Here is a 23,626-nt window from a genome sequence, read left to right as displayed (position 1 = left end):
CTCCTCAACCGCTACTCCAGCGGCATCACCGTCACCCGCACCTCCGGGTCATGGCTCCCTCCCCCCAGAATCACCCCACGCAACGGCGACACATCGGAAAAGTCCCGGCCCCAGGCCAGGGTGATGTGCTCCAGTGCCGGCTGCACATTGTTTGTCGGATCAAAATCGACCCAGCCTGACACCGGGCAAAACACCGAGACCCACGCATGGGACGCGTCGGCGCCGATCAGCCGTGGCTGGCCGGGCGGTGGCTGGGTGAGCAGGTAACCGCTGACATACCGCGCCGCCAGCCCCCGCGAGCGCAGGCAGGCAAGCATCAGGTGGGCGAAGTCCTGGCACACGCCACGACGGCGCTCCAGCACTTCCACCAGCGGAGTGGCGACCTGGGTGGCTTCGGCATCGAAAGTGAATTCGCTGAAGATCTTTTCCATCAACGCCTGCACGCCCAACAGCAACGGCTCACCGGGCGGGAAGCAACTTTCGGAGAACTCGACGAAGGTTTTTTTCAGGTGCACGTAGGGCGATTCAAAGCGATACCGACAGGCTTCGATTCGCTCAGCCGTCATCGGCTGGCTGCTGTAGGTCAGGCTGTCACGGGTCTGATCCCAGGCCGGTGACTGCTGGAAATCCAGTGCGGGCCGCGCCAGTACTTCCACGGTCAGCCCGGCGTTGACCAGTAGTTCATCATGGGGCCGTTCGAACGCCAGGCGAGTGATCGGGTTGCCGTACACGTCCAGCTCATCGCGGCGCGAGGTCGGCTCCGGGCTGATATCCAGTTGCTGCGAGGTACAGCGCTGCCAGGCACAGGGCCGTGGCCATAAGTGCGCCAACTGCTGGGCCAGGGACACCGGGCTATCGTAGTGGTAGTGGGTATCGTGAAAAATCTGATAGCGCGCGCTCATTACACCGACACCGTTTGCTGGCTGACATCATCCACATGGGCAAAATGGCGCAGAGCCAGGCGATCCGACACTTGACCGCTTTCGTCGGCCACCGCTTGCAGCAGGTCGGCCAAACCGTCCAATGCGGCACGTACGCCGGACTCGCCAAACAGCGGGTTCTCCAGGCAGCCCAGGTCGAAACGCGCCAAACACTCCACCAAGGGCGCCAGCCCGGTTTCCCGTGGGACACCGAAGTCGTCATTAAGGCGACGCACGGTGCGGCTGACCAGCTTGAGCTGGAACAGCACCGCATGGGGGTTCTGCTCATCCAACAGCAGCAGGTCGAGCACGGGGATCAATTGCGGCACCGCCAGGTAGCGCGAGCGGTAGGTGATGCTGCTGTTACCCAGCTCCAGCAACCACTCCAGCCCCGCCTGATCGAACACCGCCACACCCCGCAGGAACGCTGCCAGGCTACTGCTCAAGAACTGCAGGCGCTCGATGCGCCGCCCCATCATCAGGAAACGCCAGCCTTCGTCACGGGTCATGTCGTCCAGGGCAAAGCCGGACAGCGCCGCCAGGGACATCACCAGGCGGTTGAGAAAATCGAGTAGCTCGCCAAAGTCCGGCGCTTCACGTTCCAGCTCCATGGCTTCGCGTTGCAGCTCCACCAGCGCCTGCCAGTTCTCGCGGGACAACTTGCCACGCACCTGGGACGCCGCCCACTGCAAGCGTTGCAGGTTGGCGCGCAGGCTCGATGGCCAGTCGTCGCCGAGCAATGCGCCAAGCAGACGCTCAGGCAATTCGCCCTCTTCGGGCAGCAGGCGCAGGTTTTCGCCCAACTCCACCGCCGCCTGCAACGCCAAGGGATCGTCGCCGTCGACGTAACGCGCCAGCACGATACGCAACCAGCGCGCGCTGTTATCGCAGCGCTCGCAATAACGGCCAAACCAGAACAGGTTTTCCACCACCCGTGACGGCAGATAAGGATCGCGGCGCACCAGGTCGTGGGCACCAATCGTGCGCTGGGCACGCCACTGCTCGCCACCGGCGGCGCGCTCGCCGAGTACCCAGGTGTCCTTGCTCGCACCGCCGCGCTGCATCGACACCACTTCGGCATCGGCCTCGGCGGCCACGCGGGTCAGGCCACCGGGCAATACGCGATAGCCCTCGTCACTGGCCACCGCGTACACACGCATGCCGATGGCGCGGTGCTGCAGGTGGTCATCCACGGTGTGCCACACCGGCGCCTGGGACAGTTGCGCCAGCTCCTGGGCGACATAGGCGTACGGCCGCGCCCGCATGCGTTCGGCCAGGGCGTCGCGCTGTTCATCGTTCAGATCGCGACCGAATACCGGGGCGAAACTCTGCGAGGGGAACGCGGGTTTGATCAGCAGCTCCGGCAGTTTCTCCAAGGCTTCTGCGAGCACCGGCGCTTCGCCGCACCACCAGGTGGCGATGGACGGCAGGATCAGTGTTTCGCCGAACAGGAATTCGTTGATCTTCGGCAAAAAGCCGAGCAACCCAGGGGATTCCAGCACGCCGCTGCCCAAGGCATTGGCCACCAGCACATTACCCTGGCGCACGGCATCCAGCAGGCCCGGCACGCCGAGGGCCGAGTCGGTGCGCAGTTCCAGCGGGTCACAGAAGTCATCGTCCAGGCGCCGCATGATCGCGTGCACCCGGCGCAGGCCGCTGAGCGTCTTGAGGAACACGGTGCTGTCGCGCACGGTGAGGTCGCCGCCTTCCACCAGCGGGTAGCCGAGCTGGCGCGCGAGGTAAAGGTGTTCGAAATAGCTTTCGTTGAAACGGCCAGGCGTGAGCAGCACGATCAGCGGTGGCTGGTCATCGCCGGGGGCCTGGCGGGCCAGGGTTTCCTGGAGCGTGCGGAAGAAACCAGTGAGGTGCTGCACCTGCAAGTCGCGGTACAAGTCCGGGAAGGCGCGGGACACGATGGTGCGGTTTTCCAGCGCATAGCCGGCGCCCGACGGCGCCTGGGTACGATCGGCCGTCACCCACCAACGCCCATCCGGTGTGCGCGCCAGGTCCACCGCGTACAGGTGCAGGAAGGCACCGTCGGGTGGCTGGATACCCTGGCACGGCCAGAGGAAATTGTTATGCCCGAACACCAGCTCCGCCGGCAGCAGGCCTTCCTTGATCAAGCGTTGCGGGCCATACAGATCGGCGAGCACCGCATTGAGCAGGCGTGCCCGCTGGGCGATACCGGCCGACAGGTGCTGCCACTCATCGGCGGCCAGCACATGGGGCAGCAGGTCCAGTTCCCACGGACGATCGGCGCCCTTGGGATCGGCGTAGACGTTGTAGGTCACGCCGTTTTCCTGGATCTGCCGCGTCAGCAGCGCCTGGCGCTGGGCCAGTTGCGCGGGGGTGCTGCGTTGCAGGTGATCGAGCAGGCGCTGCCAATGGGCACGCACCGCGCCACTGCCATCCAGCAGTTCGTGATAAGTGCCCGCAGTCAGCGGGTAACGGTCGAGCAAGTCGGACATGGAACGCTCGGCAGAGGCAAAGGGGCTCAGATTAACTCAACAAACACTGCAAATCCCCTGTGGTCGCCGGGCTTTTGTGGTGAGCGGGCTTGCCCCGCGCGAGGCAAGCTCGCTCACCACAAAAGCCCAGGGCACAGTGAAATCGCATTCAGTCTTTTTTATTGGAGAAACGTCGTAGATCCAGAGTCATCGGCAGCTCGTCATTAATCTCCAGGTTTGGCACCGGCAGTTTTCCAGGCGTATGCCCCAAGCGGAAAAACCGCTCCTGCCGCCGGCTCTCAGCGCCGTTGGCATTCACCGGCAAGCTGTCGTAATTGCGTCCGCCCGGATGCGCGACGTGGTACTGACAACCGCCCAACGAGCGTTGCATCCAGGTGTCGAGCAGGTCAAACACCAACGGCGCGTGCACCGGGATGGTCGGTTGCAGACAGTTGGCCGGTTGCCAGGCGCGGTAACGCACGCCCGCGACAAACTCGCCGACGCGCCCGGTGGGTTGCAGCGGCACCGGGATGCCGTTGCAGGTCAGCAGATAGCGTTGCGGTGGCAACCCGCTCAACTTCACTTGCAGGCGCTCCAGGGACGAATCCACATAACGCACCGTGCCGCCTACTGCGCCCTCCTCGCCCAGCACGTGCCAGGGTTCCAGGGCCTGGCGCAGTTCCAGCTCGATACCGCTGACGGCGTAATCGCCGACCTTGGGGAAACGAAACTCCAGATGTGCGGCGAACCATTCGGCGCGCAGCGGGTAACCGGCGGCGTTGAGTTCGACGATCACGTCGGCAAAGTCCTGCTCGATAAAATGCGGCAGCAGGAAACGGTCATGCAACTCGGTGCCCCAGCGCGCCAGTTTCGGCGGCGCGTAAGGCTCACGCCAGAACCGCGCCACCAGCGCCCGCAGCAACAATTGCTGGGTCAGGCTCATGCGCGCATGGGGCGGCATTTCAAAGGCGCGCAGCTCCAGCAGGCCCAGGCGGCCAGTAGCGCCGTCGGGCGAGTACAGCTTGTCGACACAGAATTCGGCGCGGTGGGTATTGCCCGTCACGTCGATCAGCAGGTTACGCAGCAGGCGATCCACCAGCCATGGCGGGCATTCTTCACCCGGCTCGGGCATTTGTGCGAAGGCGATTTCCAGCTCATACAGCGCATCGTTGCGCGCTTCATCCACCCGCGGCGCCTGGGAGGTCGGGCCGATAAACAGGCCGGAGAACAGGTAGGACAACGATGGGTGGTTATGCCAATAGCTGATCAGGCTGCGCAGCAAATCGGGGCGGCGCAGGAACGGCGAATCCTTGGGCGTGGCGCCGCCGAGCACAAAGTGGTTACCGCCGCCGGTACCGGTGTGGCGGCCGTCGATCATGAATTTTTCGGTGGTCAGGCGAGTCTGGCGAGCCTCTTCGTAGAGAAACTCGGTGCGCTCGACCAACTCATCCCAGGTCGCAGACGGCTGCACATTGACCTCAATCACGCCTGGGTCCGGCGTGACCCGGAAGTTGCTCAGGCGCATATCAAACGGCGGCTCGTAGCCTTCCAGCAGCACCGGGCAGTGCAGCTCTTCAGCGGTGGCTTCGATGGCGGCCACCAACTCCAGGTAATCCTCGACGCGCTCCAGGGGCGGCATAAACAGGTACAGCCGCCCTTCACGGGCTTCGGCACACAGCGCGGTACGGGTCAGCCAGTCGGCGGATTCATCCACCTCTGGCACACGGTCCTCGCTCGGCGCGGGTTCGCCGTGGCTTTGCAATTGCGCGGTGGTCGGCAGCTGCGGTTGATCCTGATTGGGATCGGTGGGATGCACGAACGGATACTCCGCCGCCGTCACCCACGGCTGCGACGCCAGTGGCAGGCGATAGCCCAGCGGCGAATCCCCCGGCACCAGGCGGCAGTGATTATCGCGCAGGTACCAGCGCCCGCTCTGCCAGCGGTCATTGGCGGCGGTGCGCGCCAGCGGCAGCACTTGGCCGATGATTTTATCCAGGCCCTGGCTGAACACTTTGCGTAGGCGTTCACGCTCCAGGTCATCATTCAAACGAGGGTCTTGGGCGGTGACGTTCTGTGGCAACGCACCTTCACGCCACAGGTAGTAAAAATTGTCTTCAAAGGCCGGGAACACAAAACGCGCCGGTAATTTGAGGCGCTCGGCCACACTGGCCAGGAAACGCCCGGCCATCACGCCATCCGCACCGTAGTCCTCTTGCTCATCGGCAATCAGCGCGCTGTTGTGCCAGATCGGCACACCGTCTCGACGCCAGTAACAGTTGAGCGACCAGCGCGGCAGTTGCTCGCCGGGGTACCACTTGCCCTGGCCAAAATGCACCAGGCCCTTGGGCGCGTAGTGCTTGCGCATGCGCTGGAACAGCTCGGCGGACAGGCGACGTTTGTCCGGGCCAAGGGCTGCGGTGTTCCACTCTGCGCCGTCGGGGTCGTCGATGGAGACGAAAGTCGGCTCGCCGCCCATGGTCAGGCGCACGTCGTCCTTGAGCAGGTCGCCGTCGATCTGCCGGCCCAGCGCCTGAATTGCCAGCCACTGCTCTTCGGTGTAGGGCTTGGTCACCCGTGGGGCTTCCCAAATGCGCTCTACCGACATTTCGTGGGTGAATTCGCACTCGCACGGTTCCACCAGCCCACTGATTGGCGCGGCAGACGATGGATCAGGACTACAGGCCAACGGGATATGCCCTTCACCGGCGAACAGTCCGGAGGTGGCATCCAGGCCAATCCAGCCCGCGCCGGGCAAATACACTTCGCACCAGGCGTGCAGGTCAGTGAAGTCCACCTCTGTGCCGGACGGGCCGTCGAGAGCTTTGACGTCGGCGGTGAGCTGGATCAGATAACCGGAGACAAACCGCGCCGCCAACCCCAGGTTGCGCAGCAATTGCACCAGCAGCCAGGCCGAGTCACGGCAGGAGCCGGAGGCGTTGTCCAGGGTGAACTCCGGGGTTTGCACGCCCGGTTCCATGCGGATCAGGTAGCCAATGTCATTGGCCAGGCGCTGGTTGAGCCCCACCAGGAAGTCCACGGCGGGCAACGGCGTGCGGTCGATGCCGGCCAGGTAGGCAGCAAACTTCGGCGTCAGCGGCAGGGTTTCCAGATATGGCGCCAGCTCACGCTGCTCATCGGCGGCGTAGCTGAAGGGGATTTTTTCGGCATAGGGTTCGAGAAAGAAGTCGAACGGGTTGAAGACTGCCATCTCAGCGACCAGGTCCACTTCGATCCGCAGTTCATCGGTCTTTTCCGGGAACACCAGGCGCGCCAGGTAGTTGCCTTGGGGGTCTTGCTGCCAATTGATGAAGTGCTGCTCGGGCAGCACTTTCAGCGCGTAGGACAAAATCCGCGTGCGGCTATGGGCGGCCGGGCGCAAACGCACGATCTGCGGGCCGAGTTCGACAGCCCGGTCATAGCGGTAATGCGTAACATGGTGCAACGCGACATGAATCGACACGGCGGCCTCCTGCGAGCCAGGGCATGGACACAACGCGCGCAAGACTTATGCCACTGCGGCGGTCATTGCGCTTTATCGTAAGACCCGGTGCAGTACAGCACCAAAACGGCGCCATCGCAGGTGCCGTGGTGCGAGGGTTGCACATATTTGTGGCGCACGTGCGAACGTAGGTGGTGAATCTACCCAGTCAGCGAGCTTTGCGTTGTGCAATGACGGCTTGGCGCAGGCGGCGGATTCCAACGAGTTTTGTACGCATCTCTCGTTGAACCTTGCTGTTAAGTGTCAACAATCCGAGGAACGGGAATAACAGCGCCAACCCATAGAGAACTTTATGAGGCTGGTACTGAACCATTGGAAATACAAACAGTAGACAGGCGACGTAGATACCGACCATCACCCATACCCAGGAGGGTCGGCCCCGCAAAATCATAAAGTTGCTATGGACCGTCAACAGAATGAGCAGCGCCCCGACCACTATGATCTTGAGCCCCACTTGAGCCATCGGCACATCCCGAAAATAGGTGACGAACGCCAGCGCCACAGCCAACGCCAACGAGAAGTACGCAGCGAATACGCCGCCCAGAAACGTCAGAAAGTAATGCCTGAAAAAGTCTCGCAACGTCATCAACTCGTTCATTCGTTTATTTCCTCGTACACCCCTATCGCAATGGTGTTGACGTTTCCGGAGTACGCGCTCCCGCCAAACCCTACGCTGGCGCCCAGGACTTCTTTGATCTGGGTAGTGGTGCTGTGCTTGAGCTGCGCAGGGGTGAAACGCTTGGTGAGTTCACCCGACGCCTGCTTCAACTTGAGCATTTTTGCGCTCAAGCTCGGATGGTTGATGCTCAGTAGCTCTTTCGTGAGCTTGGCTCTTTCCTGTCGATTCAACCCGCGAAGCACGTCACGCAGGCTCTTACCCGTCGATGCTTTGGCGGCACTGACCAGCTTGACCGTCGTCAGGGCCGAAGCGCCCACGCCTGCCAGTGATACCGCGTCTAGCACAATGGACGCATTCTGATACCAACCTTCACTGTCGAGCCAATCCTTTACCTCAGGTTTGGCTACCTCCAGCGCTGTTCGAGCAATGCCGTTGAAACACTGAAGCGAACTTGCACCGGCAGCCGCATACCCCACCACAACGATGACGGAACTGGCGCCGGCACTGAAAGGCACCAGAATCGTTCCACTGGCGATCGCAACCCAACTGATGACAGCGCCCAAGCAGGAGATTCCGGTATTTACGGATTCGCCAATCAGTCGGGACTCTCGAGGATTGCTCACGACATGTTGAGCAAACTGCGTCGGCGCAATGTACTTCTGCGCCTCGCGCAAGATGATGCGCTTGGGCTTGATGCTGCAGATCGGCTTGAACTCGCGCAGGGTGATGATGTTGAAGTCGGCGTCGATGTACACCACGCCCGCGCCGACGATGCCGGGGTCGGCGTCGATGGCGGCGAACAGGCGCGGCAGGTTGATCTGGCTTTCGATGCGCTGGCGCGCCATGAACTGGGAGCGGTTGGAGTCCATGCCGATGCCGGCCAGGGGGTTGCCCATGGTTGTTCGTCCTTGAAAGTGAGGGTGGCAGATCGGGCCTCGTCGGGGGCAAGCCCCCTCCCACATTTGGGTCTGTGAACACCGTCAGTGTGGGAGGGGGCTTGCCCCCGATAGCGATCTAATGGGCGCCACCTTACCAAACAGGCTCACCCCCGACCAGAAAGCAAAACGCCAGCTCAAGGCTGGCGTTTTGCATATTCAAGCAGCGATCAACGCGGCACAACCGGCTTGCGCGCAGGCTTGCCGCCCTTGCCCTTGGCCGCATCGGTGCGCTCTTTGGCGGCCTGCTTGTTACGCGCCTGGGCCGCAGCCTTGGCCTGCTCACGCTTGTCCCACGGGTTGCTGCCGTCGCTGCCACGGGGCGGCAGGCCGGTGTGCTGGGTGAGAATCTTGGTGGTGGTTTCCTTGGCGACCTTGTGGCTGCCGGCCGGCGTCGAGTTCTTGCGCCGGGCACTCTGGTAGCTGTCGGTGGACGGCTGGTGCAGCGGGATCAGTTGGTCCTTGCCCGACCCGATCAGGTCGGCACGGCCCATGCGGGTCAGCGCTTCACGCAGCATCGGCCAGCCTTTCGGGTCGTGGTAACGCAGGAACGCCTTGTGCAGGCGGCGTTGCTCCTCGCTCTTGACGATGGTCACCGCGTCGCTCTTGTACGTCACCTTGCGCAGCGGGTTCTTGCCCGAATGGTACATCGCGGTGGCGGTGGCCATCGGCGACGGGTAGAACGCCTGCACCTGGTCGGCACGGAAGCCGTTGCCCTTGAGCCACAGGGCCAGGTTCATCATGTCTTCATCGGTGGTGCCAGGGTGGGCGGCGATGAAGTACGGGATCAGGTACTGCTCCTTACCCGCTTCCTTGGTGTACTTCTCGAACATGCGCTTGAACTTGTCATAGCTGCCAATGCCCGGCTTCATCATCTGGTTGAGCGGACCTTCCTCGGTGTGTTCCGGGGCGATCTTGAGGTAGCCACCGACGTGGTGCGTTACCAGCTCTTTGACGTATTCCGGCGACTCGACAGCCAGGTCGTAGCGCAGGCCGGAAGCGATCAGGATCTTCTTCACACCCGGCAACGCACGGGCGCTGCGGTACAGCTGGATCAGCGACGAATGGTCGGTGTTCAGGTTCGGGCAGATACCAGGGAACACGCAGGACGGCTTGCGGCACGCGGATTCGATTTCCGGGCTCTTGCAGGCGATGCGGTACATGTTCGCGGTCGGGCCACCGAGGTCGGAGATGACGCCGGTAAAGCCAGGGACTTTGTCGCGGATCTCTTCGATTTCGCGAATGATCGACTCTTCGGAACGGTTCTGGATGATGCGGCCTTCGTGCTCGGTGATCGAGCAGAAGGTGCAACCGCCGAAGCAGCCACGCATGATGTTCACCGAGAAGCGGATCATGTCGTAGGCCGGGATCTTTTCCTTGCCGTAAACAGGATGCGGAACACGTGCGTAAGGCATGCCGAACACGTAGTCCATTTCTTCGGTGGTCATCGGAATGGGCGGCGGGTTGAACCACACGTCCACTTCGCCGTGTTTCTGCACCAGGGCACGAGCGTTGCCCGGGTTGGTTTCCAGGTGCAACACGCGGTTGGCGTGGGCATAGAGCACCGCATCGCCACGGACTTTTTCCACCGACGGCAGGCGAATCACGGTCTTGTCGCGGGTCATGCGCGGGCTGGCCAGGATCTGTACGACCTTGGCTTCTTCCGGGTCATCCACCGGGCCTTTTTCCTGCTCGATGGCGCAGGCCTGGGTGTCCTGGGTATTCACGTACGGGTTGATGATCTTGTCGATCTTGCCCGGCCGGTCGATGCGCGTGGAGTCCACTTCGTACCAGCCGGCAGGCGTGTCACGGCGAATAAACGCGGTGCCGCGCACGTCGGTGATGTCTTCGATCTTGTGGCCCCACGACAGGCGCTGGGCAACCTCGACGATGGCCCGTTCGGCATTGCCGTACAGCAGGATATCGGCGGTGGCGTCGATCAGGATCGAGTTGCGCACGCGGTCCTGCCAGTAGTCGTAGTGGGCGATGCGGCGCAGGGAGGCTTCGATGCCGCCCAGCACGATCGGCACGTTTTTGTAGGCTTCCTTGCAACGCTGGCTGTACACCAGGCTCGCACGGTCCGGGCGTTTGCCCGCCATGCCGCCAGGGGTGTAGGCGTCGTCGGAACGGATTTTCTTGTCGGCGGTGTAGCGGTTGATCATGGAGTCCATGTTGCCGGCCGCGACGCCGAAGAACAGGTTCGGCTCGCCGAGCTTCATGAAGTCGTCTTTGGACTGCCAGTTCGGCTGGGCAATGATCCCGACGCGGAAGCCCTGGGACTCCAGCAGCCGGCCGATGATCGCCATGCCGAACGACGGATGGTCAACGTAGGCATCACCGGTGACGATGATGATGTCGCATGAATCCCAGCCAAGCTGATCCATCTCCTCCCTGCTCATCGGCAGGAATGGCGCAGGACCGAAACATTCGGCCCAGTACTTGGGATAGTCAAATAACGGCTTGGCTGTTTGCATGACGGTGACCGGTGTTGAGATGAAAAATCGCGGGCGCGGAATATAGCACAAATTTTGACCAATTCCGACCTTTGCAGTCGGAATTGGCGACGACGTTTTTACTCGTCGTCGAAGTTGTAACTGCCCGGCGCCAGGTTTTCGAAGCGGGTGTACTTGCCGATAAACGCTAGGCGCGTGGTACCGATCGGGCCGTTACGCTGCTTACCGATAATGATTTCAGCGATGCCTTTATGCTCAGTTTCCGGGTGATACACCTCGTCCCGGTAAACGAACATGATTACGTCAGCATCCTGCTCGATCGCTCCAGATTCGCGCAAGTCGGAGTTGATCGGGCGCTTGTTCGGCCGCTGCTCCAGGGAACGGTTGAGCTGCGACAGGGCAACCACCGGGCAGTTGAATTCCTTGGCCAGGGCTTTCAACGAGCGGGAAATCTCGGAAATCTCGTTGGTACGGCTGTCGCCGCTGGAACCTGGGATCTGCATCAGTTGCAGGTAGTCGATCATGATCAGGGCGATATCGCCGTGCTCACGCACCAGGCGTCGGGTCCGTGCGCGCATTTCCGACGGGCTGATGCCCGCCGTGTCATCGATAAACAGCTTGCGGTCGTTGAGCAGGTTGACCGCCGAGGTCAGGCGCGGCCAATCGTCGTCTTCCAGGCGACCGGCACGTACCTTGGTCTGGTCGATGCGACCGAGGGACGACAACATACGCATGATCAGCGATTCGCCTGGCATCTCCAGGGAGTAAACCAACACTGCCTTGTCGCTGCGCAACACGGCGTTTTCCACGAGGTTCATGGCGAATGTGGTTTTACCCATGGACGGACGGCCGGCGACGATGATCAAGTCAGACGGCTGCAGGCCGCTGGTCATGCCATCCAGGTCGGTGTAGCCGGTGGACAGGCCAGTGATCGCGTTGTCGGTGTTGAACAAGGTATCGATACGGTCGATCGCCTTGGTCAGCAGGTCGTTGACGCTGACCGGGCCACCGGTTTTCGGCCGTGCCTCAGCGATCTGGAAGATCTGCCGTTCGGCTTCGTCGAGAATTTCTTCAGCGGTACGACCTTCCGGGTTGAAGGCGCTGTCGGCGATTTCGGTGGCGATGCCGATTAACTGGCGCAACGTGGCCCGCGCACGGACGATCTGCGCATAGGCCTTGATGTTGGCGACCGATGGCGTGTTCTTCGCTAGCTCACCGAGGTAACCCAGGCCACCCACTTGGGAGGTCTGACCCTCCTTGTCCAACTGCTCGGCCAGGGTCACCACGTCGATCGGCGAGTTCTGGTCGGCCAGCTTGGCGATGGCGCGGAAGATCAGGCGGTGGTCATGACGGTAGAAATCGCCATCCGAGACTTGATCCAGCACGCGCTCCCAGGCGTTGTTGTCCAGCATCAAACCACCGAGCACGGCCTGTTCGGCCTCGATGGAATGCGGCGGCACCTTCAGGGCAGCGGTTTGCAGATCGTATTGCTCAGGAGCGGAGATATCGTTCATGGCCACTTGGAATTTGGGGATCGTAAAAAAACAAAAGGCACGACCTGTAAACAGGATCGTGCCCGATGTTAACTGGCTGACACGCGAGGTGCCAGTCAGTTAGGTGCTGCTTAAGCTGCTACCACTACAACGCGTACCGTGGCTTCAACTTCAGCGTGCAGATGCACGGCTACGTCGAATTCGCCTACGTTGCGGATGGTGCCGTTCGGCAGACGAACTTCGCTCTTCTGCACTTCAACGCCGGAGGCGGTCAGTGCATCAGCGATGTCGTGGGTGCCGATCGAACCGAACAGCTTGCCTTCGTCACCGGCGGTGGCAGTGATAGTCACTTCCAGCTCAGCCAGTTGGGCAGCGCGAGTTTCGGCCGAAGCTTTTTTGTCTGCTGCTGCTTTTTCCAGCTCAGCACGACGCTCTTCAAACGCAGCCAGGTTGGCAGCGGTTGCAGCGGTGGCTTTGCCGTATGGCAGCAGGTAGTTACGACCGTAACCGGCCTTAACGTTCACTTTGTCGCCCAGGTTGCCCAGGTTGGCGACTTTTTCCAGAAGGATCAGTTGCATGTGAAAATCCTCTAACTTTTAACCTTCACCGTTCGCGTTATCGGCGTCTTTCGGCGCCAGACGACCGCGAAAATCAATCAGGCCGTCGACAATGGCCAAGACCACGAGTAACGGATAGATCAGCTGCATGAACAGCAACAGCGTGACGTACAACCCCACCAGCCAGAACCTGGCCAGGCGCTTGCGCGCAACAAGCCCATGAATCAGGGCCAGCCCGGCAAACACCAGCGGTACGCTGCAAATCGGCGCTAACAAGGCCATCTGGGTCCCGAAGTTCGGTCCGATAACCATGCACGCCAGCAGCAACATCGCTGGTCCCGCGGGGATTCTGATACTGCGAAACTCGCGACCAAAACCACCTGGGTTGTACAACAACGCCTGCCAATAACGCCCAAGAATCAGGCTCAGCACGCTGACGACCTGCAACAAAGCCGCAATCAGGCCGGTCAGGACCGGGGCAATCAGTGATGCAAACCGCGCTCGCTCATCTACCGACAATTGCTGGTAGAGATCCCCGAGGGCCAGCGGCAGGATCTTGACGATCTCCTGCGCCAGCGCCTCGATTTGCGGGCGGAAAGCCGCGCCAAGCATCACTGAGTACACCAACCCCAATGCCACGCTGACCAGCAGCGTGCGGACCCAGGACTCACTTGCGCGTAAAACCAACGCAAGGCTCGATGACCCCAGCAGTACCAGAAGTACCCGTGGATCACCCATTTGCAGCCACCAGATCAAGGCAGGCAACAAACCCAGGGCAAGAACGCCAAGAGCGTCCTTCAAACCGCGCCGCAGCAGCACAAGGCAACCTGCGGCAGCACCCAACCAATAAAGCAACGGCAATGCCGCACATCCAACCACTACCAGAGTGGCCTGCACACGACCGCGCATGATGAACTCAGCTAAGGCGCGCATGCATTCAATCCCTTACTACTTGTCGACTGCCCGGTCTCAGCGGCCGTGGCTGTCGGTGTAGGCCAGCAGGGCCAGGAAGCGGGCGCGCTTGATAGCGGTGGCCAGCTGACGCTGATAACGTGCTTTGGTACCGGTGATACGGCTTGGAACGATTTTGCCGGTCTCGGATACGTAGGCTTTCAGAGTGTTGAGATCTTTGTAATCGATCTCCTTCACTTCTTCAGCGGTGAAGCGGCAAAACTTACGACGACGGAAGAAACGTGCCATTTGATAGGCTCCTTAATAAGGTCCGTGGATTACTCGTCAGCGTTATCGCTGCTGTCGCTGTCATCACTGTCAGCGCTATCAGCGCCTTCGTGCTCAGGACGGTCGCGACGCTCACGGCGCTCACTGCGGTTTTCTTCAGCCTTGAGCATCTCGGATTGGCCGGTAACGGCTTCTTCGCGACGGATGACCAGGTTACGGATCACTGCATCGTTGTAGCGGAAGTTGTCTTCCAGCTCGGCCAGGGCCTTGCCAGTGCACTCAACGTTCAGCATCACGTAGTGAGCCTTGTGAACATTGTTGATTGCGTAGGCCAGTTGACGACGGCCCCAATCTTCCAGACGGTGGATTTTGCCGCCGTCTTCTTCGATCAGCTTGGTGTAACGCTCAACCATGCCGCCGACTTGCTCGCTTTGATCCGGGTGGACCAAAAAGATGATTTCGTAATGACGCATGAATGCTCCTTACGGGTTGTAGCCTGCCGCTCAAAAACGGTCAGACAAGGAGTGAATGACACTTATGGATCTTGCCGCAGGGGAGGCACATGCGTGCCTGCCAGGTGGGCAAGGGGCGCAATTGTAGAGAAGGGGAAGAACGGGCGCAAGGTGATTGGTGATTATTTGAACAACCTTCCGAACACCACAAACCAAATGTGGGAGAGGGCTTGCCCCGATAGCTGATGGTCAGTCACATCATCTGTAACTGAACCACCGCTATCGGGGGCAAGCCCCCTCCCACATTTTGCATCTATGCCAGGCTCAGAATTACTTCTTGGCCTTGACCTTGACGCCACGCTGACGCCGGGCTTCGAACAGGCATACGCCCGTCGCCACCGACACGTTCAGGCTGCTGACGCTACCTGCCATCGGCAGGTGTACCAAATAGTCGCAATGCTCGCGGGTCAAGCGACGCATGCCCTTGCCTTCAGCACCCATGATCAAGATAGTCGGGCCGGTGAGATCCTGGTCATAAATACTGACCTCGGCCTCTCCCGCCGTACCCACGACCCACAGGCCACGCTGCTGGAGTTTCTCCAGGGTGCGCGCCAGGTTGGTCACGGCCACCAGCGGAATCACTTCCGCCGCCCCGCAGGCGACTTTACGCACGACGGGCGTCAGGGTAGCGGACTTGTCTTTAGGCACGATCACCGCCAGCGCACCGGCAGCGTCGGCCGAACGCAGACAGGCGCCGAGGTTGTGCGGGTCGGTTACGCCGTCCAGCACCAGCAACAGCGGCGCGCCTTCGGTGCGGTCGAGCAGCTCGTCGAGCATGGCTTCGCCCCAGACCTGGCTCGGACTTACGTCCGCGACCACGCCTTGGTGAACGCCTTCAACCCAAACGTCCATTTCACGACGCTCGGCCTGGCCGATGGCGACCTTGTTCTGGGTCGCCAACTCGACCAGCGCTTGTACGCGCGGCTCGCTGCGACCTTCTGCCAACCACACTTGCTTGACACGCTTAGGGTGATGACGCAGCAGTGCTTCTACGGCATGGACGCCGTAGATTTTTTCCAGACTCATGACTTGGCCTTAGGTTTGCGCGACCCGCCGCTTTTCGCAGGGGCCGAACCCGCTTTTGGCGGGCCTTTACGGTGTTTACTTGGCTTGCTCGACGGCTTTTCCGCCCCGTGGGACTTTCCCCCAGACGCCGCTTTACCACCGCTTTTGGCTTCGTTGAGCAACTGCTGCTTCAACTCGCGGCTCTTGCGCAGTTCGGCGTTTTTCGCCGCTGCGTCGCTTGGGCGGTAGGCTTCGGGGGCCTTTTCCTTGACGGAGGAACGGCGACCGGCCTTGGCCGGCGCAGGCTCGGCGGTCGCTGCTTTCGCAGGAGCGCCTTTGCCCTTGGTAGCCGGCGCGGCGGTTTCGCTGCCACGTTTTTTACGACCGACTGGTTCGGCTGGCTTGTCTGGCATACCGAAGTCGATCTTGCGCTCGTCGAGATCGACGCGCATGACCTGCACTTCCACGGTATCGCCCAGACGGAAGCTGCGACCGGTGCGCTCGCCCGCCAGGCGGTGATGCACAGGATCGAAGTGGTAGTAGTCACCCGGCAAGGCCGTGACATGCACCAGGCCTTCGACGTAGATGTCGGTCAACTCGACGAACAGGCCAAAGCCGGTCACGGCGGTGATCACACCCGGGAAGGTCTCGCCCACGCGGTCTTTCATGAACTCGCACTTGAGCCAGTTCACTACGTCACGCGTGGCTTCGTCGGCGCGGCGCTCGCTCATGGAGCACTGCTCGCCCAACTGTTCCAGGGCCGCTTCGTCGTACGGATAGATCCGTGCCTTCGGAATCGTCATGGCACCGGCGCGTTTGACGTGCGGGGTGTTCTGCTTGGAATGGATCACGCTGCGGATTGCGCGGTGCGTGAGCAGGTCCGGGTAACGACGGATCGGCGAGGTGAAGTGGGTGTACGCCTCGTAATTCAGGCCGAAGTGGCCTTGGTTGTCAGCGCTGTACACCGCCTGGCTCAGGGAGCGCAGCATCACGGTCTGGATCACGTGGTAATCCGGACGGTCCTTGATGCTGGCCAGCAAGGCCTGGTAGTCCTTCGGCGTCGGGCCGTCCTTGCCTTTGTGCAGGGACAGGCCGAGCTCGCCGAGGAAGGCACGCAGTTTTTCCAGACGCTCCGGCGGCGGACCATCGTGCACGCGGTACAACGCAGGAATCTCATGCTTCTTCAAGAACTCAGCAGTGGCCACGTTGGCCGCCAGCATGCATTCCTCGATCAGCTTGTGTGCATCGTTACGTGTGGTCGGGGTGATTGCGGCGATCTTGCGCTCGGAACCAAAGACAATCCGGGTTTCCTGGGTTTCAAAATCGATCGCGCCACGCACGTGACGAGCACCCAACAGCACCTTGTACAGCGAGTAGAGCTGCTTGAGGTGCGGCACGACGCCAGCGTATTCGGTACGCAGGGCCTTGGCTTCGCTGGTCTTCGGCGTTTCCAGGATGGTGCTGACCTTGTTGTAGGTCAGGCGCGCCTGGGAGTGAATCACCGCCTCGTAGAACTGGTAATCGGTCATTTCACCGGTTTTCGAGATGGTCATCTCGCATACCATGGCCAAACGGTCGACTTTCGGGTTCAGGGAGCACAGGCCGTTGGACAGCTGCTCGGGCAGCATCGGGATCACGCGCTCAGGGAAGTACACGGAGTTGCCGCGCACCTGGGCTTCGTTATCCAGGGCCGAACCGATCTTCACGTAGCTGGACACGTCGGCAATCGCGACGAACAACTTCCAGCCGCCGGAGAACAGGCGCAGCTTGCCAGGCCTGGCTTCGCAGTAGACCGCATCGTCGAAGTCGCGGGCATCTTCGCCGTCGATGGTGACGAACGGCAGATGGCGCAGGTCGATGCGTTTTTCTTTGTCTTTCTCTTCCACTTCAGGCTTGAGCTTGGCGGCTTCCTTGAGCACGGCCTCAGGCCAGACGTGAGGAATATCGTAGGTGCGCAGCGCGACGTCGATTTCCATGCCCGGCGCCATGTAGTTGCCGACCACTTCAACGATATCGCCCTGAGGCTGGAAGCGCGCAGTTGGCCAGTGGGTGATTTTCACCTCGACGAACTGGCCGACCTTGGCAGCGCCATTGCGGCCCGGGGTGATCAGCACTTCCTGCTGGACCTTCGGGTTATCCGGCACCACAAAGCCGATACCGCCTTCTTCGAAGTAACGGCCGACGATGGACTCGTGGGCACGGGACACCACTTCGACGATCACGCCTTCACGGCGACCGCGACGGTCCAGGCCGGAAACGCGCGCCAGGGCACGGTCGCCATCGAACACCAGGCGCATTTGCGCTGGGCTCATGAACAGGTCGTCACTGCCGTCATCCGGGATCAGGAAGCCAAAACCATCACGGTGGCCGGCAATGCGGCCGAGGATCAGGTCGAGCTTGTCCACAGGCGCATAAGTGCCACGGCGGGTGTAGATCAGTTGAGCGTCGCGCTCCATGGCACGCAAACGGCGGCGCAGGGCTTCGAGCTGGTCTTCGGTGGTCAGACCGAATTCTTCAACCAACTGCTCGCGGCTAGCAGGCGAACCCCGATCGGCGAGGTGCGCCAGGATCAGTTCGCGGCTAGGAATAGGGTTTTCATATTTTTCCGCTTCACGAGCGGCCTCGGGATCGAGGGACTGCCAATCGGCCATTAGAGAGTTTTCACCTTGTCTATATGCGGGTTAGTTTGGCATACGCGTATTGAAACGGGAAATTTCAGGCATCAACAAGCGTTTAAATGCCCTTTATGGCCCTCGGTGCGCACCTTGCACGACCATTGGCGAAATTTTCCAGGCTTTTTTCATGGCAGGGGTTTACAGCCTACAAGCCTCTCCGTATAGTGCGCGCCATCGACGACGGCAACGTTGTTGATGCTGCCCAGGTGGTGAAATTGGTAGACACGCCAGCTTCAGGTGCTGGTGATCGCAAGGTCGTGGAAGTTCGAGTCTTCTCCTGGGCACCAAATTCAGATCAAACCCGCGAAAGCGGGTTTTTTCGTTTCAGGCTTTTGATTTTTAACGCAAAACCCGTTTTATTTTTTTGAATCAGGGGTTTACAGATCAAAAAGCCCGCCGTATAGTTCGCCCCATCAACAGCGGCAACGTTGCTTGATAAGCCCAGGTGGTGAAATTGGTAGACACGCCAGCTTCAGGTGCTGGTGATCGCAAGGTCGTGGAAGTTCGAGTCTTCTCCTGGGCACCAAATTCAGATCAAACCCGCGAAAGCGGGTTTTTTCGTTTCTGGGGTTTAAAAACTCTGCCAGCGTTTGCTGCTACGCCGCACCTGAGAAACTTTATCGTTTATCCTTGCAATGATTTGTTGCATCTCAAGTGAGGAAAACCCCGGATGATGATCCGCGATACCCGTCCCAAGACATCCCTTCTGCGTGGCCTGACCATCACTCTGCTCGGCCTGGCCCTGCTCTCGCCCGTCGCTTACTCTGCCGACAAAGTTTCCCTGACCTTGTACAACGGCCAGCACAAAGAAGTCGGCGATGAGCTCGCCAAGGCCTTCGAAGCCAAGACCGGCATCCACGTCAATGTGCGCAAAGGCAGCAGCAACCAGCTGGCCAGCCAGGTCGTGGAAGAAGGCGACCGCTCCCCCGCCGATGTGATCTATACCGAAGAATCTCCGCCACTGAACAAACTCGGCGAGCAAGGCCTGCTGGCCAAGATCGATGCCAGCACCCTCGACGTACTGCCCAAGGATTACGTCGGCAGCAATGGCGACTGGATGGGCGTGACTGCGCGCACTCGTGTCGTAGCCTTCAACCCCAAATTGATTGCGGAGAAAGACCTGCCCAAATCCGTACTGGATTTCGCCGGCCCCGAGTGGCAAGGCAAAGTCGGTTTCGTGCCGACCAGCGGCGCGTTCCAGGAACAGGCCGTGGCAATCATCAAGCTGCACGGCCGTGAAGCGGCTGAAGAATGGCTCACCGGCCTGCGCGCGTTCGGCAAGGTGTACAGCAATAACATGGTCGCCCTGAAGGCCGTGGAAAACGGCGAAGTCGCCACCGTCCTGGTGAACAACTACTACTGGTTCGCCCTGAAGAAAGAAAAAACCAACCTGGACTCCCAACTGCACTATTTCACCGACGGCGACGCTGGCGGCCTGATTACCGTGTCGTCCGCTGCCGCGCTGAAATCCAGCAAGCACCCCAAGGAAGCCCAGCAACTGCTGGCGTTCATGGCCAGTGAAGAAGGCCAGCGAGTCATCACCAATACGTCGGCGGAATATCCGTTGCGCAAAGGCATGGAATCCAATCGCGGCCTAAAGCCTTTCAGCGAGCTGCAACCGCCGAAAGTCACCCCTGCGGACCTGGGCAACGCCGAAGAAGCCCTGGAGCTGGAACGTGACGTTGGCTTGAACTGATGACCCCATCGCTCTCCGCTGCGGGGTTCAGCCCCCGCCGCAAACGCCCGTCGATCTGGCTGCTGCTGCCGGTACTGTTCCTGGTTGGCCTGAGCCTGTTGCCGCTGGCCTATGTCGGCCTGAAAGCCTGGCAGGCCGGGTGGGCGGAGGCTGTGCATCTGCTGTGGCGGCCTTATGTGTTCGGGCTGCTGCGCAACACCCTGGCGCTGATGGTTGGGGTGACGGTGACCTGCGGCGTGATCGGCCTGTCCCTGGCCTGGCTGCTGGAACGCAGCAACCTGCCTGGGCGACGCATCTGGGGCGTGATCCTGTGCCTGCCGTTTGCGGTGCCTGCATTTGTCAGCAGCTTTACCTGGGTGTCGCTGAGCGCCAACTTCGAAGGGCTGGGCGGAGCGATCCTGGTGATGAGCCTGTCCAAATACCCGCTGGTGTTTCTGCCTGTGGCGGCGACATTGCGCAACCTTGACCCTTCCCTGGAAGAGTCCGCTCGCACGCTGGGACTCAATCGCTGGGGTGTGTTTTTGCGCGTCACGCTGCCGCTGCTGTGGCCATCGCTGCTGGCGGGGGCATTGCTGATTGCGCTGCATATGCTGGTGGAATTCGGCGCCTTGTCGATCATCGGCCTGCAAACCTTCACCACCGCGATTTACCAGCAGTTCGAGCTGGAATTCAGTAACGCCAACGCCGCGATGCTTTCAGCAGTGCTGCTGGTGATGTGCCTGACCCTGCTGTGGCTGGAGCTGCGCGTGCGCGGCAAGGGCCGACACGTACGTATCGGCCAGGGCGCGGCGCGGCATGCCGAGCAGGTCAAACTGGGTAAATGGGCACCGCTGGGCCAGGTGTATTGCCTGGCGCTGGCAATCATTGGCAGCGGCATCCCCCTGGGAATGCTCGCTTATTGGTTGGCCGTCGGTTCGTCGGCAGCGTTTCCGGTGGCCGAGATCAGTGAGGCGCTGCTGTCTTCCCTGGCCCTGTCGCTCGGCGGCGCAGCATTGTGCCTGGTACTGGCCGTACCGGTCGGGTTGCTGGTGGTGCGCTACAAAGGTCAATTGGCGATCTGGGCTGAGCGCCTGCCGTATCTGCTGCACGCCCTGCCCGGCCTGGTAATTGCGCTGACGCTGGTGTATTTCGCCCTGCATTACGTGCCTGCGCTGTATCAGACGTCGGCCCTGCTGCTGATCGCCTATGCGTTGCTGTTTTTGCCGTTGGCCCAGGCGCCGATCCGCACCGCATTGAACAAGGCCGCGCCGCAATTGGAAGAGGCTGCGCGCACGCTGGGCGCTTCGTCGTTCAGCGCGTTTTGCCGGGTGACCTTGCCGATTATCTTCCCGGCACTGGGGGCCGCGTTTGCGCTGGTGTTTCTGGATGCGATGAAGGAATTGACGGCGACCCTGCTACTCAGTCCGACGGGACTGAACACACTGGCCACGGCAGTGTGGTCGCATACGTCGAATGTGGAATTCGCGGCCGCGGCGCCTTATGCGGCGTTGTTGATTCTGGTGTCGGGGCTGCCGGTCTATCTGTTAACCACTCGAATGTACTTGAGCCGCTGAGATCGCTATCGGGGCCCCCTCCCACAGGTTGAAATACAGTCAACAGGTGGGAGGGGCTTGCCCCCGATGAGGCCCGAACAGACGACACTAGGCGCGAAACTGCCCCAAACTCGCCTTCAACTGCGCCGCCAACCCATCCAGCACCTTGCCACTGGCGGTCGTTTCAACCACCGCCTGCGCGGCACGCTCGGCCTGGGCATGAATCACCTCCACCCGCCCGCGCACTGCATGGGCGCCCTGGGCCTGATGCTCAGCGGCACGGGTGGCCAGGCCAATCGCTGCGTGCACTTGCTCAACCGAAGCCTGGACCGTCTGCTGCAAGCGCACGCTGTCACGCAGCACCAGCAACCCTTCATTCGCCTGGCGCCCGGCCTTGCCGATGGTTTCCACCGCCTCACGCGCGCCCTGCTGCAACGCCACGATGTGCGCCTGGATGTCCCCGGTGGAGCTTTGAGTTTTACTGGCCAGCGCACGTACTTCGTCCGCCACCACGGCAAAGCCGCGCCCGGTCTCGCCGGCACGCGCCGCCTCGATGGCTGCGTTGAGGGCCAACAGGTTGGTTTGCTCGGCGATACCATGAATCACCGTCAACACCACCTCGATCTGCTCGCTTTGCTGAGCCAGCCGCTCGATCACCTGGGAGCCGGCCTGGACTTGCCCCGCCAGCGCCTCAATCAAACTGCCGACTTCGGCCGACGTTCGCGAGTTTTCATCCGTGGCCTGGCGAATATCAACGACCTGTTGCAATGCCGCTTGCATGGCATGGCTTTCGGCCTGGGCCTCGTCGGCCATTTGCGACAGCGCACGCAGACTCTCGGCCACTTCATCGCGCTGCAAGCCAGCGGCCGCATCGGCACCGGCATTGCGCAAGGTCATGGCGCCGATTTCCACGCCGGTACGCTGGGCCACGTCACCGGCCTCGCGCACGATGGGCTGCAACTTATCCACAAAGCGATTGACCGCCGAGGCCATGTCGCCAATCTCGTCCTTGCTACTGATCTGCACACGCTTGGTGAGGTCGCCCTCCCCCGCAGCCAGGTCGTCCATGGCCGCAATCAGCAGCTTCAGGCGATTGACCACACGACGGCCGAGCACGACCGCGATCAGTGCCAATACGCCGAAACCAACCAGCGCCAGTCCCATGCCGATACGCCAGCGCAGCGTGCCCGCAGCCTCCTGCACCGCGCCAGTGGTGTTGGCGGTCATTTCGGTTGCGGTGGCTTGCGCCGACTGCAGGCGCGCGCCCATTGCCGCAGCGCTGTCCGCAGCTGCGCCTTTGAGACTGTCGCCGACCAACTGATCACCGCTGGCAATCAGCGCGGCAAAACGCTTGTCCAGTGCTTGCAGGTCAGCCTCGACCGACGCAGTCGATACGCCCATGAGCACCTTGCCGATTTCTACGCCATTGGGGCTGATGGAGGCCTCAACGTAGAACACCGAAGGATCGTTCTTCGCGGCATTCAGGACTTTGTCCAAGGCGCGGTCGCCCTGGCCTTTTTCCAGCAGCGCCTTGTTGATCGGATTTTCGCGGTTCAGGTAACGGGTCAGGTGCTCACCCGCCGCATCGTCGTAGACCACAAACAGCACGTTGGGATTGCGCTGGGCGCGCCGAGCAAACTCGGACAATGTGGGCACATCGCTGTCCCACATGGCGCGGGGCGCCACCGAGGCCAGCAGTTGCGCCATGTCATTGGCGGAGTCCTTCAGGTCTTTTTCCAGGGTCGCACGCAGCTGCTTCTGTTCTTCCTGCAGGCGTGTGGAAAGGCCTGCCGTCAGGCGCTGGCGGGTGCTGGCAGACAAACTGTCGAGGCTTGAAGTGACTTCCTTGCCTGCCTGGGCCAACTCACCAGACAGCTTCTGGCTATCGATCCCCAGGCGACTGCCCAAATCAGCCTCCAGCGCAGTGACGGTGCTCCGGGTTAGAGCGACGGCCACCAGCACTTGCACCAAAAGGGCGATACCCAAGGTAACGAACACCGGTCGCAACAGACGACTTTGTAACAACGAAAGAACGGCAGACATCAAGAATCCCTCCACCACGGGTGCCATTAATTTGATAGCACCGCGAAAGAAAGAAACACAG

Annotated in this window: 16 protein-coding genes and 2 tRNA genes; 4 read left to right on the top strand and 14 right to left on the bottom strand. The window is 61.2% G+C overall.

The window, feature by feature from the left end; translation table 11 throughout:
* Positions 1–11: 11 nt before the first annotated feature.
* The 13 genes from NDJ82_RS22120 to rnr form a co-directional block, all read right to left on the bottom strand.
* Entirely contained in the window at positions 12–902 is an 891-nt protein-coding gene (locus tag NDJ82_RS22120; RefSeq protein ID WP_112193143.1) for a transglutaminase family protein, read from the bottom strand.
* Complete coding sequence (locus NDJ82_RS22115; protein WP_250926288.1) at positions 902–3,388, bottom strand: circularly permuted type 2 ATP-grasp protein; 2,487 nt, start codon at positions 3,386–3,388, stop codon at positions 902–904. Before NDJ82_RS22115 ends, NDJ82_RS22120 begins: the two co-directional genes overlap by 1 nt.
* Before the next feature lie 148 nt (positions 3,389–3,536).
* A complete protein-coding gene (locus NDJ82_RS22110; protein WP_250926287.1) occupies positions 3,537–6,827 on the bottom strand; it encodes a transglutaminase family protein in 3,291 nt (1,096 codons plus the stop codon).
* Between the two features lie 187 nt (positions 6,828–7,014).
* Positions 7,015–7,464 (bottom strand): hypothetical protein, encoded by a 450-nt coding sequence (locus NDJ82_RS22105; protein WP_250926286.1) that lies wholly within the window; start codon positions 7,462–7,464, stop codon positions 7,015–7,017.
* Positions 7,461–8,381, bottom strand: coding sequence for an Ssp4 family T6SS effector (gene ssp4, locus NDJ82_RS22100; protein WP_112193135.1), 921 nt, complete (start codon positions 8,379–8,381; stop codon positions 7,461–7,463). The genes NDJ82_RS22105 and ssp4 overlap by 4 nt, the downstream gene beginning before the upstream one ends.
* Before the next feature lie 209 nt (positions 8,382–8,590).
* Positions 8,591–10,894 carry a YgiQ family radical SAM protein gene (locus NDJ82_RS22095; RefSeq protein WP_099583666.1) on the bottom strand — a complete coding sequence of 768 codons (2,304 nt, stop codon included), beginning with the start codon at positions 10,892–10,894 and terminating at the stop codon, positions 8,591–8,593.
* 98 nt (positions 10,895–10,992) lie between these two features.
* A complete protein-coding gene (dnaB, locus tag NDJ82_RS22090; protein ID WP_064450415.1) occupies positions 10,993–12,387 on the bottom strand; it encodes a replicative DNA helicase in 1,395 nt (464 codons plus the stop codon).
* A gap of 110 nt (positions 12,388–12,497) precedes the next feature.
* Positions 12,498–12,944 carry a 50S ribosomal protein L9 gene (rplI, locus tag NDJ82_RS22085; protein WP_003171376.1) on the bottom strand — a complete coding sequence of 149 codons (447 nt, stop codon included), beginning with the start codon at positions 12,942–12,944 and terminating at the stop codon, positions 12,498–12,500.
* Positions 12,945–12,962: 18 nt separating this feature from the next.
* Positions 12,963–13,856, bottom strand: a complete 894-nt coding sequence (locus NDJ82_RS22080) for a YybS family protein (protein WP_250926285.1) — start codon at positions 13,854–13,856, stop codon at positions 12,963–12,965.
* A gap of 36 nt (positions 13,857–13,892) precedes the next feature.
* Entirely contained in the window at positions 13,893–14,123 is a 231-nt protein-coding gene (rpsR, locus tag NDJ82_RS22075; protein WP_003171373.1) for a 30S ribosomal protein S18, read from the bottom strand.
* A gap of 29 nt (positions 14,124–14,152) precedes the next feature.
* The gene (gene rpsF, locus NDJ82_RS22070) at positions 14,153–14,575 is read right to left on the bottom strand and encodes a 30S ribosomal protein S6 (protein WP_003171371.1); all 423 of its coding nucleotides are present in this window, start codon (positions 14,573–14,575) and stop codon (positions 14,153–14,155) included.
* 309 nt (positions 14,576–14,884) lie between these two features.
* A complete protein-coding gene (rlmB, locus tag NDJ82_RS22065) occupies positions 14,885–15,640 on the bottom strand; it encodes a 23S rRNA (guanosine(2251)-2'-O)-methyltransferase RlmB (protein ID WP_099583668.1) in 756 nt (251 codons plus the stop codon).
* On the bottom strand, positions 15,637–18,270 hold the full coding sequence (gene rnr / locus NDJ82_RS22060) for a ribonuclease R (RefSeq protein WP_112193131.1): 2,634 nt from the start codon (positions 18,268–18,270) through the stop codon (positions 15,637–15,639). Before rnr ends, rlmB begins: the two co-directional genes overlap by 4 nt.
* A gap of 224 nt (positions 18,271–18,494) precedes the next feature.
* Here rnr and NDJ82_RS22055 point away from each other — a divergent pair.
* The 4 genes from NDJ82_RS22055 (at position 18,495) to NDJ82_RS22040 (ending at position 21,543) form a co-directional block, all read left to right on the top strand.
* Positions 18,495–18,581, top strand: a tRNA-Leu gene (locus tag NDJ82_RS22055).
* 152 nt (positions 18,582–18,733) lie between these two features.
* Positions 18,734–18,820: transfer RNA gene (locus tag NDJ82_RS22050), tRNA-Leu, on the top strand.
* A 144-nt stretch (positions 18,821–18,964) separates the two neighbouring features.
* Positions 18,965–19,990, top strand: a complete 1,026-nt coding sequence (locus tag NDJ82_RS22045) for an iron ABC transporter substrate-binding protein (protein WP_112193129.1) — start codon at positions 18,965–18,967, stop codon at positions 19,988–19,990.
* On the top strand, positions 19,990–21,543 hold the full coding sequence (locus NDJ82_RS22040; protein WP_250926284.1) for an ABC transporter permease: 1,554 nt from the start codon (positions 19,990–19,992) through the stop codon (positions 21,541–21,543). Before NDJ82_RS22045 ends, NDJ82_RS22040 begins: the two co-directional genes overlap by 1 nt.
* Positions 21,544–21,630: 87 nt before the next feature.
* Here the strand turns inward: NDJ82_RS22040 and NDJ82_RS22035 are convergent, their stop codons facing one another.
* Positions 21,631–23,565, bottom strand: coding sequence for a methyl-accepting chemotaxis protein (locus tag NDJ82_RS22035; RefSeq protein ID WP_112193125.1), 1,935 nt, complete (start codon positions 23,563–23,565; stop codon positions 21,631–21,633).
* Positions 23,566–23,626: the final 61 nt, after the last annotated feature.

Origin of the sequence: Pseudomonas sp. SR18 (genome assembly GCF_023701505.1) — a bacterium.
Classification (GTDB): domain Bacteria; phylum Pseudomonadota; class Gammaproteobacteria; order Pseudomonadales; family Pseudomonadaceae; genus Aquipseudomonas; species Aquipseudomonas cyclaminis.
The sequence above is the reverse complement of the archived record's forward strand: the minus strand, read 5'-3'. Positions and strand labels throughout refer to the sequence as shown.